The organism is Aeromonas sp. 600948, from assembly GCF_049174875.1.
Taxonomy (GTDB): Bacteria; Pseudomonadota; Gammaproteobacteria; order Enterobacterales; family Aeromonadaceae; genus Aeromonas; species Aeromonas veronii_A.
Map to the genome: position 1 here is coordinate 1 of NZ_JAAKTY010000032.1, position 13,976 is coordinate 13,976.

Annotated in this window: 15 protein-coding genes; 6 read left to right on the forward strand and 9 right to left on the reverse strand. The window is 58.2% G+C overall.

Annotated elements, in window-relative coordinates:
- Positions 1-99: 99 nt before the first annotated feature.
- Complete coding sequence (locus tag G5182_RS19165; RefSeq protein ID WP_005344724.1) at positions 100-483, reverse strand: DUF2069 domain-containing protein; 384 nt, start codon at positions 481-483, stop codon at positions 100-102.
- Positions 480-830, reverse strand: a complete 351-nt coding sequence (gene arsC / locus G5182_RS19170) for an arsenate reductase (glutaredoxin) (protein ID WP_227342465.1) — start codon at positions 828-830, stop codon at positions 480-482. Before arsC ends, G5182_RS19165 begins: the two co-directional genes overlap by 4 nt.
- Positions 831-890: 60 nt before the next feature.
- Here arsC and G5182_RS19175 point away from each other — a divergent pair, with 60 nt between their 5' ends.
- On the forward strand, positions 891-1,373 hold the full coding sequence (locus G5182_RS19175; protein ID WP_227342463.1) for a TlpA family protein disulfide reductase: 483 nt from the start codon (positions 891-893) through the stop codon (positions 1,371-1,373).
- Positions 1,374-1,463: 90 nt separating this feature from the next.
- On the opposite strand, the gene G5182_RS19180 is transcribed toward G5182_RS19175, so the two are convergent.
- Positions 1,464-2,918, reverse strand: a complete 1,455-nt coding sequence (locus G5182_RS19180; protein ID WP_408082987.1) for a M48 family metalloprotease — start codon at positions 2,916-2,918, stop codon at positions 1,464-1,466.
- Between the two features lie 121 nt (positions 2,919-3,039).
- Between G5182_RS19180 and G5182_RS19185 the strand changes: the two genes are divergently transcribed.
- From G5182_RS19185 to G5182_RS19195, 3 genes are read left to right on the forward strand one after another with little or no spacing between them, the layout of a single operon-like run.
- A complete protein-coding gene (locus tag G5182_RS19185; RefSeq protein ID WP_042082352.1) occupies positions 3,040-3,273 on the forward strand; it encodes a sulfurtransferase TusA family protein in 234 nt (77 codons plus the stop codon).
- A 25-nt stretch (positions 3,274-3,298) separates the two neighbouring features.
- Positions 3,299-4,369 carry an AI-2E family transporter gene (locus tag G5182_RS19190; RefSeq protein ID WP_005352935.1) on the forward strand — a complete coding sequence of 357 codons (1,071 nt, stop codon included), beginning with the start codon at positions 3,299-3,301 and terminating at the stop codon, positions 4,367-4,369.
- 35 nt (positions 4,370-4,404) lie between these two features.
- Positions 4,405-5,211: a MipA/OmpV family protein gene (locus G5182_RS19195; RefSeq protein ID WP_227342462.1), complete on the forward strand. Its 807-nt coding sequence runs from the start codon at positions 4,405-4,407 to the stop codon at positions 5,209-5,211.
- 111 nt (positions 5,212-5,322) lie between these two features.
- Here the strand turns inward: G5182_RS19195 and G5182_RS19200 are convergent, their stop codons facing one another.
- Entirely contained in the window at positions 5,323-6,123 is an 801-nt protein-coding gene (locus G5182_RS19200; RefSeq protein WP_421254643.1) for an alpha/beta fold hydrolase, read from the reverse strand.
- A gap of 128 nt (positions 6,124-6,251) precedes the next feature.
- Between G5182_RS19200 and ppk2 the strand changes: the two genes are divergently transcribed.
- A complete protein-coding gene (gene ppk2 / locus G5182_RS19205) occupies positions 6,252-7,067 on the forward strand; it encodes a polyphosphate kinase 2 (RefSeq protein ID WP_005361444.1) in 816 nt (271 codons plus the stop codon).
- 112 nt (positions 7,068-7,179) lie between these two features.
- On the opposite strand, the gene G5182_RS19210 is transcribed toward ppk2, so the two are convergent.
- From G5182_RS19210 to yejK, 5 genes are all read right to left on the reverse strand, one after another.
- Entirely contained in the window at positions 7,180-8,316 is a 1,137-nt protein-coding gene (locus G5182_RS19210) for an ABC transporter ATP-binding protein (protein WP_005333867.1), read from the reverse strand.
- Positions 8,317-8,384: 68 nt separating this feature from the next.
- On the reverse strand, positions 8,385-9,275 hold the full coding sequence (malG, locus tag G5182_RS19215; RefSeq protein ID WP_005333868.1) for a maltose ABC transporter permease MalG: 891 nt from the start codon (positions 9,273-9,275) through the stop codon (positions 8,385-8,387).
- A gap of 12 nt (positions 9,276-9,287) precedes the next feature.
- Entirely contained in the window at positions 9,288-10,940 is a 1,653-nt protein-coding gene (malF, locus tag G5182_RS19220) for a maltose ABC transporter permease MalF (RefSeq protein ID WP_005333870.1), read from the reverse strand.
- Between the two features lie 75 nt (positions 10,941-11,015).
- Entirely contained in the window at positions 11,016-12,197 is a 1,182-nt protein-coding gene (gene malE / locus G5182_RS19225; RefSeq protein ID WP_005333871.1) for a maltose/maltodextrin ABC transporter substrate-binding protein MalE, read from the reverse strand.
- A 395-nt stretch (positions 12,198-12,592) separates the two neighbouring features.
- Positions 12,593-13,642: a nucleoid-associated protein YejK gene (yejK, locus tag G5182_RS19230; protein ID WP_227342459.1), complete on the reverse strand. Its 1,050-nt coding sequence runs from the start codon at positions 13,640-13,642 to the stop codon at positions 12,593-12,595.
- 73 nt (positions 13,643-13,715) lie between these two features.
- Between yejK and G5182_RS19235 the strand changes: the two genes are divergently transcribed.
- The gene (locus G5182_RS19235; protein ID WP_005333874.1) at positions 13,716-13,943 is read left to right on the forward strand and encodes a YejL family protein; all 228 of its coding nucleotides are present in this window, start codon (positions 13,716-13,718) and stop codon (positions 13,941-13,943) included.
- Positions 13,944-13,976: the final 33 nt, after the last annotated feature.

The window sequence follows — 13,976 nt, forward strand, 5'->3', positions numbered from 1 at the left end:
TGATGGTAGACCTCAAGGTGATGGCCTACTTCAAGATTAGCCTTTCAACACGTAATTGGGACAGAGCCATAAAAAACGCCCCTTGCGGGGCGTTTGTCATCAGTTGGCTTCATCTTTCTTTTTGCGAATGCTTAAGCCAAGTTCCCGGCCACGCAGTCGGGCGTAATAGATGGTGCCGACAAAGGCGATGGTGGTGAAGACCAGCTCCACCACCGCCAGCCACCGCTCCCCCTCATCCGTGGTGATCAGGGTGAGGGCGTGCAGGAAATAGGGCATCAACACGAAGTTGCCCCAGGCGTGGGTGTAGGGGTTGCCCTGCACTATCCCCTTGAGAGGGAAGAGCAGCGGCACCGTCCAGATCACCGGCAGCAGCCAGGGGTTAAGGTCCGGATGGGGCGAGAGCCACAGATGCCAGAGGATGACCCAGCCCAGCAGGCCGAAGAAGCCGACCAGAGTCAGCCAACGTGCGAAGCGGGTGCTCACTTGAGGATCTCCAGCACCTGCTCCGGCGGGCGACCAATGCGGGCCTGACCATTCTTGATGACAATGGGGCGCTCGATAAGCTTGGGATGCTGGTGCATGGCACGAATAAGGGCATCACCGCTGACATCGGCCAATCCCAGCTCCTTGTAGAGATCCTCCTTGGTGCGCATCAGCTGGCGGGGATCGCTAAAACCGAGCAGAGAGAGCAGGTTGCAGATCTCATCTTCGCTCGGGGCCTGCTCCAGATAGAGCACCACATCAGGGGCGATCCCGTGCTGTTCCAGCAGAGCCAGGGTTTCGCGACTCTTGGAGCAGCGCGGATTGTGGTAGATTTGGGTCTCGCTCATGGTAACTCCCTGATTAATCGCAAGATGGGACTAGAAACGGCGCTATTGTAGGGGAAAGTGATGGTCAGGGTAAGCGGCAGTGGAAAGGAATTGAAACGAATTTGTTGGCTGATTGTGGCTGGCCTGCTGGGCGCCTGCACACCCGCCCCCGAATTTACCGATGCAACAGGGCAGTCGGTCAGCCTGCGCCACTTTGCCGGCAAGCCGCTGCTGATCAACTACTTCGCCCCCTGGTGCGCCCCCTGCCTGCGGGAGATGCCGCGCCTCAACGGGCTGGCGGCAGAAGGCCAGATCACAGTGGTGGCCATCAACTACGACCCGACCACGCCAGCAGAGCTGGACAAGCTGGCTGCGCAGTATCACATCAAGGTGCCGCTCCTTATTGCCAATGAAGATGCCAGGCTCCCCTTCCCTCGCCCAAGCAGCCTGCCCACCAGCTATCTGCTCGATAATGAGGGCAAGCTCAAGCAGACGCTGGTCGGCGAGCTCGACCAGCAGCAGATCGAGATGCTCAAGGCGACCGCCAGCGGCATGAGTCACTAGCCCATCGCTGCTATCACCGTCCCCCACATCAACGCCACCGCCATAAACAACAAGGGCGCACCATAGTGCGCCCTTGTTTGATAGGTTTCGTTAGCCCTTGAGGCTGTCGAGATCCTTCTTGGCCCGCTCCAGCTCGGTGATGCGCGCCTCCAGACGAGCCAGGGTCATCCGATCGCTGGTGGTACCGCGCGCCACGATCAGCTCGTCGATGGCCGCCTGATAATCCCCGCGCAGCGCGAGCATCTCGGCCCGCGCCATATGCAGCTCGGTCATTCTGCCCGCCTTGCGATAGGCATCGGCCAACAGGTTCCAGGCCAGATTGTTCTCCTCATGGGCACGGGCATAGGGGTCGAGGATGGCGATGGACTTCTTGTAGTTGCCGCTCTCGAGGTAGGCGTTGCCGAGGTTGACCACCACCACTTCGTTATCCGGCATCCGGCTGCGGAACTTCTCGAGACGCGCGATGGCCTGGGCACTGCGCCCCTTGGCCAGATCGATGTCGGTCTGGGCATCGACGATAAAGAGATCTTCCGGATGACGGGCCGCCAGCTCCTGCATCAGAGTATCAGCCTCGTCGGTGCGCTTGAGCTGGATCAGCGCCAGCGCCTTGCCATAGATGGCGGCATCCTTGAGCGGGTAATCCCCCTTCAGGATCCGGCTATCGAAGTAGCTCAGCAGCCCCTGCGGGGTATCGGTACCAAAACGCACCTGAATCCGCACCTTGGCCAGCCAGAAGTCGAGACTGGGCGGCAAGTCGCGGCGGCCATAGCTGCCCGCCCGAGCGCGAGCCTCGCTGATCCGGGTCTCCGGCAGCGGGTGAGTGAGCAGCATTTCCGGCGGCTTGCTGGCGTAACGGTATTCGGCAGCCAGTTTCTGGAAGAAGTTGGCCATCCCCATGGGGTCGAAACCGGCATCATAAAGCGTCTTCATGCCGATGCGATCCGCTTCATATTCGTTGTCGCGGGTGTAGTTGATGGCCGACTGCATGGAGAGGCCCAGCGTAGTCTGCAACGCAGCGATACCGGCAGTCGGGTTGATCACCGCCAGCGCGATGGAGCCCACCAGACCGGCCAGGGTCACCGCCGAGCTGCTCGCCTGCGCTTCCATATAACGGGCGATATGGCGTTGGGTCACGTGGGTGATTTCGTGGGCCAGTACCGAGGCCAGCTCGCTCTCGCTGTCGGCGTAGAGGAATAGACCAGTGTGCACCTTGACTCGCCCGCCGAGGAAGGCGGCCGCGTTGATGCTGGGATCATTGATGAGGAAGAAGGTAAACGGGAAACGCACCCCATCGGCGTTGGTCAGCAATCGCTGACCCAGATCATCAATGTACTGGCTCAGCACCGGATCATCGATGATCGGCAGACCCGCACGGGCAAAGCGCATAAAAGCGTTGCCGTAACGCACTTCCTGCTCGATGGGCAGGGCAGCAACCCCGGCCGTGCCGATGTCGGGAAGCTGATTGTTGGCCTCGGCATGAAACGTGGCGCCCATCAGGGAAGCCAGCAGGGGAAGCGATGCCATCAGGGGGGAAAAACGTGCCACGTTATCTCTATCTCCATCAGAAAGGGCCTCGGCAGAATACCCTTGCCCATCAAGGGCTACAAGCGTTGTTTCACGCTCTTATCACGGCCATAATAGCGGCCACCTGCCTGATGGAGCCCCCATGGAAATTCTCGACCTGACCCCCTGGCGCTGCCCCGAGCCGCTGATCCGGCTCAAGCTCTGGTTAAGGGAGGCCAAAAGCGGTCAAACCGTCACCATCCGGCTGGCCGATACGGGCTCCCGGCAGGATATTCCGGCCTATCTGCACCGTCAGGGCCACCATGTCGAGGTGCAGCAAGAAGCGGACAAAACCCTCTCTTTGCAGTTGGTTGTCGGGGCGAAACAACCATCTTGAGCCCCAGTGATGTAAGGATGCCGTCATGTTAGAAGTATTGAAGCGCTGGTATCAGACCCGTTTTTCCGATCCCGATGCCGTTACCCTTTTCCTGTTGCTGGTGTTCTGCTTCACCATCATCTGGCTGTTTGGCGATCTGCTGGCCCCCCTGCTGGTAGCGCTGGTAATGGCCTATCTGCTGGAGTGGCCGGTCGCCCGGCTGCAAAAAGCGGGGCTGTCGCGCACCCTGGCCACCAGCGTCATTCTGATCCTCTTTATTGCGGTAGCAGTCGCCTCCTTGCTGGGTCTTATCCCGACGCTGGTCAGTCAGGGGATCAATCTGGCCAAAGAGGCGCCGGCCATGCTGACCCACGCTCAGGATTATGTCCGCACCCTGCCTGACAAATACCCCGAGCTCATCGACGTCAGTCTGGTGGAGACCGTCATCGACAATATTCGCCAGCGCATCCTCAGTGGCGGCGAGCATCTGGTAAGCGCCTCCCTCAGTTCGCTGGTCAATGTGGTCGCCATCATGATCTACCTTATTCTGGTGCCGCTGATGGTCTTCTTTATGCTCAAAGACAAGCGGGTACTGATGGGCAGCCTGCGCCGCTTCCTGCCGCGCAACCGCACCCTGGTCAACCGGGTGTGGGTCGAGATGAACAACCAGATCATCAACTACATCCGCGGCAAGGTGATCGAGATCCTCATCGTCGGCATCGCCACCTATGTTCCCTTCGCCCTGATGGGACTGCGCTACTCGGTGCTGCTGGCGGTCGCGGTCGGCTTCTCTGTGCTGATCCCTTATATCGGCGCCGCCGTGGTGACGGTTCCGGTAGCCATGGTCGCCCTGTTCCAGTGGGGGCTCACCCCCGAATTCGCCTGGCTGATGGTGGCCTATCTGGTCATTCAGGCCCTCGATGGCAACCTGCTGGTGCCGGTGCTCTTCTCGGAAGCGGTCAACCTCCATCCGGTGGCCATCATCATCGCCGTGCTGGTCTTCGGCGGCTTGTGGGGATTCTGGGGAGTCTTCTTCGCCATTCCCCTCGCCACCCTGGTCAAGGCGGTGATCAATGCCTGGCCAAAACGCGAAGAGATGCCCAGTGCCGCAAAATAACCTGCTTCCCCTGCAATCGTGACAACGGAGTGTCCATGACCTTTTTTCGTCAAATCAGAGCGGCAGGGCTGACGGCCCTGCTCCTCGCTGCCGCTATGCCAGCGCGTGCCGATATCGATCTTGGCGCCATGGATCTGCTCACCAGCGACAGCCCTACCAGCCCGGTGCCACAGGGCTTTGTCGCCGGTGCGGCGCTCATCGGGGGACAGGCCCGTTATGAAGCACAAGATAACAGCCTCTACGCCATCCCCGGCTTTATCTACTTCGGCGACCAATTCATGTTTCTGGGGGATCGGGCCCGCTACTACTTCCACAAGGATGAGAACTTGGCCCTCTACGGCTATGGCCGGGTCCGTTTTGGCAATCTGGATCCCGAGGACTCTCCGGCCTTTACTGGCATGGAGCAGCGAAAATGGCAGCTGGAAGGCGGGATCGGTGGCAATATCATCACCCCCTATGCCCTGCTGACCGTGCGTGCTAACAGCGATGTCACCGGCCGCAGCAAGGGGCAGGAGCTGCTGCTGTGGGCCGACTTCCCCATCCTGCGCGGCAACCTGCTGATCATGCCGGGGATGGGGCTGATGCTGCGCAGCGACAAGATGGCCAACTACTACTTCGGCGGCATCTCCGAGAGCGAGGCAACCGCCCAGCGGCCTGCTTGGGATACCGGTACCACCCTCTCCCCGATGACGGCCCTCGTCACCAGCTACCGCTTCAGCCCCAACTGGATTGGCATGTTTGCCATGAACTACGAATGGTATGATCGGGACATCAAAAACAGCCCCATCGTCCAGCACGATGGCGAGCTCTATGCGGGTTTTGCGCTGGGCTATATCTGGTAACCGTTATGAGTCTTGAACCGTGAGACACGACCAAACAAAAGGGAGCCCTCGGCTCCCTTTTTCACGACCATCAGGCTGGTCGTACAGCCTGCTCAGGCGTCCAATTCAGGCTTACAGCGCCGCCAGAAAATCGATCAGCTGCTGATTGACGAAGGCCGGATTTTCCAGCGACGAGATGTGGCCAGCCATCGGGATCTCCCTGAATGGGCAACCCAGCACCTCGGCCATCAGATAGCCCTCCAGCACCGGACGGGCCTTGTCCTCGCAGCCGGTCATCACCAGTGCGGGAGTGATGATCTCCTCCAGCCACTCGATACGATCTTCGCGGGTCACAAAGCTGCGGCCCACCGCCACCATGGCGGCAATCTTCTCGTTTGGCCAAGCGGCCAGACGCGCCTTGAAACCACTCATCAGCGCCTCATCAGGCTGGCGGGCAAAGAAGATAGGCGCCACCTGTTCGATGATGGGGGCAGGAATTGAACCAAGCTGCTCGATCGCAGCGAGCATGCCGAGGTAGCGCTCGCAGGTGATCTGGGGCTCGAGGCCGACAAAACTGTCCATCAGCACCAGACCCTTGAGGCGGTTTGGCACCATGTGCGCCAGCTCCAAACCCCACATGCCGCCGATGGAGAGGCCCACCAGTACGAACTCGTTGACCCCGAGGGCATCGAGCAGCGCCAGGTGATCGCGCGCCAGGGTTGCCAGCGTGCAGGCGCCTTCCGGAAGCAGATCGGAATCGCCGTGGCCCCACAGCTCGGGAACGATGCAGCGATAGCTGCCCTTGAGCGCCTCGATTTGCGGCGCCCACATGGCGCTGTCCCACAGATAGCTGTGGCCAAACAGCAGCACCGGCCCTTGCCCTTCATCCAGATAGGCCATCCGGCGGCCCGCTATCTCCATAAAATGCTTCATGTTATCTCCTGTTGCCAGCGATGGGCGGGCAGTGTATCACGTCCCCCTTGGCAGGTGACGCCTCCCTGGTGCAAGCTGACAGTGACTCAAAGAAGTCACCCATGAAAGGATGCCAAAAGGAGAAGCCCATGGCGAAGGAGAAGAGCAAGAAGCGGCCGCGTCTGGACAAGAAGTGCTACGAGCACCACCTTGCCCATCTGCAGGAGGAGCTGGTCAAGCTGCAGGAGTGGGTCAAACAGGAGGGACTGAAGGTGGTGGTGCTGTTCGAGGGACGGGACGCCGCCGGTAAAGGGGGCGTCATCAAGGCGATTACCGAGCCGCTCAACCCCCGGGTCTGCCGGGTCACGGCGCTGCCCGCCCCCTCCGATCGGGAGCGCTCCCAGTGGTACTTTCAGCGTTATGTGGCCCACCTGCCCGCCGCTGGCGAGATGGTGCTGTTTGACCGCTCCTGGTACAACCGGGCCGGAGTCGAGCGGGTGATGGGATTTTGCAGCGATGCCGAGTATCGCGAGTTTCTGCGCGCCTGCCCCGAGTTTGAGCGGATGCTGATCCGCTCCGGCATCACCTTGATCAAATACTGGTTCTCGGTCAGTGACGAGGAGCAGGAGAAGCGCTTTAAAGAGCGGATCAACACCCCCATCAAGCGCTGGAAATTCAGCCCGATGGATTTGCAGTCCCGCTCGCGCTGGGTGGAATACTCCCGCGCCAAGGATGACATGTTCACCTACACCGACACCGAGGATTGTCCCTGGTTCGTGGTGGAGGCGGACGACAAGCGCCGTGCCCGCCTCAACTGCATCGCCCATCTGCTGAGCAAGGTGCCCTACGAGGCGATCCACTACGAGCCCATCAAGCTCCCCCCCATCAAGACCGAAGGGTATGAGCGCCCGCCGCTGGCCAGCCAGACCTTTGTGCCCGATATTACCGCCGAACTCGAGGCTTGAACCGGGTTACCTTGCCTACCTGCATGTTCAAATCGCAGGCAATAAAAAGCCGGTCTGACGACCGGCAAAAAGGCATTGATTATTAAGAAAGGAAAACCGGCACAACAAAAAATCAGGTACGGATATATTTGGCGGTACGAGGGAACGCCTGCTCCTTGGCATCGAACAGGTAGCAGGCTTCGGCCGGGATACCCACGCTGTAAGTCTGACCGGTCGCCACATCCACATCCGAGGTGGCCTTGACGGTAAAGTCGTGACCATCCACATCCATATAAACGAAGGACTCGGCCCCCAGGTGCTCGGCCACCTGCACGATCCCGCTCACCTTGCTGTGCGCATGGGGGTGATCCAGCGGCATCAGGTGCTCGGGGCGAATACCCAGCTCCACCTTGTCACCCACAGCGCCACTGCGGGCATCGACCCGGGCCCGCACGGTATCGCCAGAGGTCAACTTGACCAGGCACTCCTGCTCGCCAATCTCCAGCAACTCGCCCGCCAGGAAGTTCATCTTGGGAGAGCCGATAAAGCCCGCCACGAACTTGTTGTCCGGGTTGTGGTAGAGATCCAGCGGTGAACCGAACTGTTCCAGGTTGGTGGCAGCTTCGGCCTTGAGCGGGCTCAGCACCACAATCTTGTCGGCCAGGGTCATCGCTTCCACCTGATCGTGGGTCACGTAGATGATGGTGGAGTTAAGCTCTTTGTGCAGCTTGGCGATCTCGATCCGCATCTTGACCCGCAGGGCGGCATCCAGGTTGGAGAGCGGTTCGTCAAACAGGAACACCTGCGGCTGCTGCACGATGGAGCGACCGATGGCGACCCGCTGACGCTGACCACCGGAGAGCGCCTTGGGCTTTCTGTCCAGCAGCGGCTCGAGACCCAGGATCTCGGCGGCGCGCATCACCCGCTTGTGGATGTTCTCTTTGTCCATCTTCTTGAGCTTCAGACCAAAGGCCATGTTCTCGTAGATGTTCATGTGCGGATAAAGGGCGTAGGACTGGAACACCATGCCGACGTTGCGCTCTACCGGCGGCACGTCGTTCATGTAGCGACCACCGATGGTCAGCTCACCGCTGGTGATGTCTTCCAGACCCGCGATCATCCGCAGCAGGGTGGATTTACCACAGCCGGACGGGCCGACGAAGACGATGAACTCGCCCTCCTTGATGGAGAGATTGATATTGCGCAGGGTGTCCTTGTGAACAGCCGGATCGTAATTTTTGCGAACGTTGTTGAGTACTACTTCAGCCATGACGAGCTCCGCTCTTGAATCTTTGCAAATCGTGATAGCGGGGGGAGTCAGCTCCCCCGGCCATAAACTTAACCTTTCACACCACCAGCAGTCAGACCGCCAACCAACCAGCGCTGTGCCAGCAGGAAGACCACTGTGATGGGGAAACCGGAGAGCACTGCGGCCGCCGCGAAATCACCCCACAGATAGTTCTGCGGATAGAGGTACTGCTGGGCCCCGACCGCCAGGGTCAGATTGTTCACATCCTGCAGCAGGATGGAGGCCATGGGCACCTCGGTAATGGAACCGATAAAGGCCAGAATAAACACTACCGCCAGGATGGGCACCGACAGGGGCAACAGGATCAGACGGAATGCCTGCCACGGGGTCGCACCGTCGATGGCCGCAGCCTCCTCCAGGGAGGAGTCGATGGTCTCGAAGTAGCCCTTGATGGTCCAGACGTGCAGGGCAATCCCCCCCATGTACGCCAGGATCAGGCCACCGTGGGTGTTGAGACCGAGCCAGGGGATGTAGTCACCAATCTTGTTAAAGAGCGCGTAGATGGCTACCAGTGCCAGCACAGCCGGGAACATCTGGAAAATCAGCATGCCCTGCAGGATGGTGGACTTGCCACGAAAACGCAGGCGGGCAAAGGCGTAAGCACAGGTGGTGGAGAGCGTCACGATCATCAGGGCAGTGATGCCGGCGATCTTGATGGAGTTCCACAACCAGGTCAGCACCGGGAACGGCGGCGGCGTGATGCTGCCGTCAGCGTTGGTGATGGACATGCCCAGCGCCAGCTTCCAGTGATCCAGCGTTGGATTGGAGGGGATGATCTCCCCTACCGCGAAGTTACCGTTACGGAACGAGATGGCGATAACCATGATCAACGGGAAGATGATCAGCGCCAGGAAGCCCCACATGACCAGGTGGGTTGCCCACACCCGGTATTTGACTGATTTGGGTTGTACGATTGCCATGTTGAAGCCTCCTTACAGCTGCTTGTCGGCTTTGGACAATTTCAGGTTGAGCAGCGCCAGCGCACCCACGATGAGGAAGATAGCGGTGGCGATGGCACTGGCCAGACCGTAGTCCTGACCACCCGATCCCTGGAACGCAATCCGGTAGGTATAACTCACCAGCAAGTCGGTGGTACCGGCCGGGGTGCTGGCGCCGATGATGTCGGGCGCACCGTTGGTCAACAACTGGATAAGCACGAAGTTGTTGAAGTTGAAGGCGAACGAGGCAATCAACAGCGGTGTCAGCGGCTTCATCAGCAGCGGCACGGTGATCTTGAAGAAGTTCTGTACCGGACCGGCACCATCCATGGCGGACGCTTCATAGAGATCTTCCGGAATGGCTTTGAGCAGGCCCATGCAGAGGATCATCATGTAGGGGTAGCCGAGCCAGGTGTTGACAATCAGGATCATCACCTTGGCCAGGAAGGGGTTGGTATACCAGTCCGGTTTGATGCCAAACGCCGCTTCCAGGAACATGTTGATCTCACCGAAGTTCTGGTTGAACAACCCCTTGAACACCAGGATGGAGATAAACGCCGGGATCGCATAGGGCAGGATCAACATGACCCGATAGAAACCGCGCCCCTTGAGCTCTTCCCACTGCACCAGACAGGCCAGCACCATGCCGATAGCCAGGGTGAAAGCGACGGAGCAGGTTGAGAAGATCACGGTCCAGATGAAGATCTGCAGGAAGGGTGACTGGATGCCCGGATCGGTGACGATGCGCGCGAAGTTCTTCCAACCGACGCTTACCACAAAGCCCGGAGCAATACCCTTGCCGACAAACTGACCCTGTTCGTCGATGTACTGATAGAAGCCGGTCTCGCCATTGGGCAGCATCAGCTCGCCATTCTGGGTATCACGCAGCAGGTTGCTGTCTTTGATCACCACGCCGGACTTGAGCACGGCACCATCCATCAGACGGGTGTAGTGCTGCTTCTGGGCGGCAAACTTGCGCAGGCTGCTCAGGGTCAGGTGGGTACCGCCATCCGGCAGCACCAGATCAAGGTCACTCAGGTGAGTACGATGCTCAACAATGGCGCGGATCGGTGCGGCCTTGCTGGCCGCTTCGCCGGTGAAGGGCTGCAGCTCGACCACTTGCTGGGTGTTCTGCACACGGCCCTCGCGGGACGCCAGCTCACGGGCCTTGTTGGTCATCAGGGAAACAGGTTGGCTGATAAAGGATTGATCATCCTGTGTCAGCAGCAGCTGGAACTGGCCGTTGTCGCCACCCAGCAGGGTAAAATCGAATTCACCGCCCGCCACCTTGTAGGTTTTCTTCAGGTGGTAGTCCCGCGCCTGCTCCACGGAGAGCAAGTTGGACCCCGAATAGTTGGTGAAGGCAATGCCAATGGTGTAGGCAAGAGGGAAGATGATAAACACAACCATGCCCGCAACACCCGGAAAGATGTAGCGATGGGCATAGGTCTTCTTGTTCATGAAGACATACAGACCGACGGAAACCACCACCAGATCCAGCAGCGCGAATACCCACTCGCCACTGGCGTACATCATCACGGCTGCGTAGCCGTTGAGGATGGCAACCAGGGCCGCTATGGTCCACTTAAGCCAGGTGTGCTTATCCTTCGGACCGGCATAGGACTCAACAGAAGGTACTACTTCCATGCCAATTAACCTTTATAACGCCAAGAGAGATTTGAGAGAGTGGGAGGCCATGACGGCCTCCCGGGTAGTGCGTGCTTACTGAACGATACGCTTGGCAGCGGTATCCAGAGCTTCGTCAACACCCTGACGACCGGAGGTCACGTTCTTGAGGGCAGTTTCGAAGGAAGACCAGAAACGGCTCATCTCGGGAACGGATGGCATCGGCTCGCCAGCCTGGGCGTTCAGCATGGTGGCCTTGATGTGCGGATCGGATTCCAGGGTCTTCTGGAAGGATTTCAGCGCAACGGCACCCAGCGGCTTGTCGGCGTTAACCGGCGCCAGACCGGCATCGGTCAGCAGGTAGTTTTCCAGGAACTCGATAGCCAGATCCTTGTTCGGGCTGGCGGCGTTGATGGTGGCACCCAGTACGCCAACGAAGGCTTTGGCCGGCTTGCCGTTCAGGGTCGGCAGCGGCGCTACGCCGTACTTGATGCCGCTCTTGTCCAGGTTGCTCCAGGCCCAGGGACCGTTGATCATCATGGCCACTTCGCCCTTGTTAAACTTGGCGTCCATCACACCGTAGTCGATGCCTTTTTCCAGGTGACCAGACTTGATCATCTCGGAGATGTAGCCCACGCCCATCTTGGCACCTGCATTGTTCACGCCGGTATCTTTGACGTCATAACCGGTAGCGGTTTTCTTGAAGGCGTAACCACCGTTGGCAGCCACCAGCGGATAGCTGAAATACGGGGTGTCATAAGCCCACATGATGGCGCGCTTGCCGTTTTTCTTCAGAGTCTCGTCAATCTTGGCGATCTCTTCGAAGGTTTTCGGCGGCTCGGGCAGCAGGTCCTTGTTATAAATCAGGCTGACTGCTTCCATGGCAACCGGGTAGCCATAGGTTTTGCCATCAACAGTCATGGCATCCCATGCCAGCTGTTCAAATTTGCCTTTGGTGGCAGCGTTCGGCGTTACCGGAACCAGCAAACCGGCTTTGACCCACTCACCGTAACGGTCGTGAGCCCAGAAGAAGATGTCCGGGCCGTTGCCAGTGGCGGCGGCTTGCTGGAATTTCACTTCAACCTGATCCGGGTGAGCCACAGTAACCTTGATGCCGGTTTCTGCTTCAAACTTCTTACCCACTTCAGCCAGACCGTTGTATCCCTTGTCACCGTTGATCCAGATGGTCAGCTGGCCTTCATCGATGGCAGCAGTAGCAGAGCAAGCGACGCCAAGAGTGGCCAGACCGATCAGGGATGACAGCAATTTCTTTTTCATGAGCCTTTCCTTGTATTAGTTCCGCGCTGTAAGAGCATTGTGTGCGAGATGAATATTATCCCAAGCGGCAAACGGCTCACATGACGCAACTCGCATTTTTGAAATGCAATTACGTATTTCCTTCCAGAAAGTTTTGAAAACATTTTCTTATTTCAGGGGGTTAGCGCCATTTATTGGCATATTTCTCGCCAACACAAGAAATTAAATTACCAAATAGAAATAAAAAGACATGAATGAAAGGGTTTTCACCTCATTGAAAACCCTTTCACATGGATAATTCTGTTTAATTTGTTAACAAAGCACCGAGTTGCTTTCGCTACCCCCTGCCCCATTAAATAAAAAGACACCGCAGCGAACTGCGGTGTCTTTTTGCCAAAAATGAAGGCCGGATCACATTATGACTGGCGCAGCAGCTGATCCTTGAGATTGGGCGGCACCCCCTTGATGGTCAGGGTATCGGTCTGCGGGTCATAAAACACCCGGCTGTTCAACAGTTTCTGCTCAAAGCTCAAAGTCAGGCCGCCGCCGGAGCCGACAAACTTGGTCAAGCCGCGCAGGGTAGAGCGATCAGCCGGGAAACGCTCTTCCAGCTCATACTCCTGACCGATAAAGCTGTAAAAATCGAGATCGCCATCGCCGGGCAATTCCGCTGACAGCTCCTTGATTTCGATCTCTTCACCGGCGCTCGCCTGCTCGGTGCAATATTTGAAGACCTGCTTTTTATAGTCATTGCGCTCGGTCGGTTCGAGCTGGCGACTGTCGCAATAATCTTCTACCGCCTGCAGCAAGCCTTTATTTTGCACCTTGGCATCCATCCCCTCGCGGGCCCCCAGCAGATCCATAAAGAAGTCGCCCAGTTTGCGGCCAATGCGCCCCTTGCTGAAGGTGATATAGCGGCGCGAATCAGGTTGGGTTTTCCATTCGGTCAAATCGATGCGGGCCACCAGATTGAGTTTGCCGATATCCAGATACTGGATATGGCGCAATTCCAGCGCTTCGCTGACGGTGACGCTCTCCTTGCCTTCCAGCAGAGCGATCATCAGGTAATCAACCCCCACATAGTTGTACTTGGCAAACAGCAGTACCCCCTGCTCGTCGAGGGCATGTTCCACCAGTTGCCTGACCAGCAGCTGGGTCATCTCCACCGAGAAGGGGACAAATTCGAGCTGCTCGTCGAGCAGTTTTTCCAGCGCAATGCGAAACAGGGGAGAAGGCTGTTTGGGGGCCTCTTCACCGTCCGCCAGCTCGGCGACAGCGGCCTCGGGGTCTGCAAAAAAGCCAAAGCCCTTGCCCCCCTTGCCATTGTAAATGCGGTGCAGCTCCGCCATCAGCCCCTGTACTGCCTCGTCAGCAGGCAGAAGCTGGCTGCGGGTATCGGCGTGAGGTTGACCATCGCCGCCCTGGCGCAAGGAGTGAAGAATGATCTTGTCGATATCGAGACTCATGTCACAAAGCCATAGTGTTAGCCGAAAGGGTGAAGTATTATAAGGCGCTTTGAACCGAGATGAACTGAAGATTATGCCTATCGTATCAAAGTACAATAACGAGCAATTTGACGCCCTGATGAACGACCTGATCACCGCGCTGGAAAAGCATAAAGCGCCGGTGGATCTCAGCCTTATGGTGCTTGGCAATCTGACCACCAATATCATCAACGGTATGGCACCGGCCCAGCGCCAGGCCATCACTGAAAAGTTTGTCCAGGCCCTGACCGCATCGGTCGATAATCGCCACGACGCACACTGAGTCCCCGACTCTGTTGATTTGACGTTTCTCAAC

Coding starts and splice junctions, on each gene's coding strand:
- G5182_RS19235 (WP_005333874.1), top strand. CDS start 13,716: ATGCCTATCGTATCAAAGTACAATAACGAGCAATTTGACGCCCTGATG.
- G5182_RS19175 (WP_227342463.1), top strand. CDS start 891: ATGGTCAGGGTAAGCGGCAGTGGAAAGGAATTGAAACGAATTTGTTGG.
- ppk2 (WP_005361444.1), top strand. CDS start 6,252: ATGGCGAAGGAGAAGAGCAAGAAGCGGCCGCGTCTGGACAAGAAGTGC.
- G5182_RS19195 (WP_227342462.1), top strand. CDS start 4,405: ATGACCTTTTTTCGTCAAATCAGAGCGGCAGGGCTGACGGCCCTGCTC.
- yejK (WP_227342459.1), bottom strand. CDS start 13,642: ATGAGTCTCGATATCGACAAGATCATTCTTCACTCCTTGCGCCAGGGC.
- malE (WP_005333871.1), bottom strand. CDS start 12,197: ATGAAAAAGAAATTGCTGTCATCCCTGATCGGTCTGGCCACTCTTGGC.
- G5182_RS19210 (WP_005333867.1), bottom strand. CDS start 8,316: ATGGCTGAAGTAGTACTCAACAACGTTCGCAAAAATTACGATCCGGCT.
- G5182_RS19190 (WP_005352935.1), top strand. CDS start 3,299: ATGTTAGAAGTATTGAAGCGCTGGTATCAGACCCGTTTTTCCGATCCC.
- arsC (WP_227342465.1), bottom strand. CDS start 830: ATGAGCGAGACCCAAATCTACCACAATCCGCGCTGCTCCAAGAGTCGC.
- G5182_RS19185 (WP_042082352.1), top strand. CDS start 3,040: ATGGAAATTCTCGACCTGACCCCCTGGCGCTGCCCCGAGCCGCTGATC.
- malG (WP_005333868.1), bottom strand. CDS start 9,275: ATGGCAATCGTACAACCCAAATCAGTCAAATACCGGGTGTGGGCAACC.
- malF (WP_005333870.1), bottom strand. CDS start 10,940: ATGGAAGTAGTACCTTCTGTTGAGTCCTATGCCGGTCCGAAGGATAAG.
- G5182_RS19200 (WP_421254643.1), bottom strand. CDS start 6,123: ATGAAGCATTTTATGGAGATAGCGGGCCGCCGGATGGCCTATCTGGAT.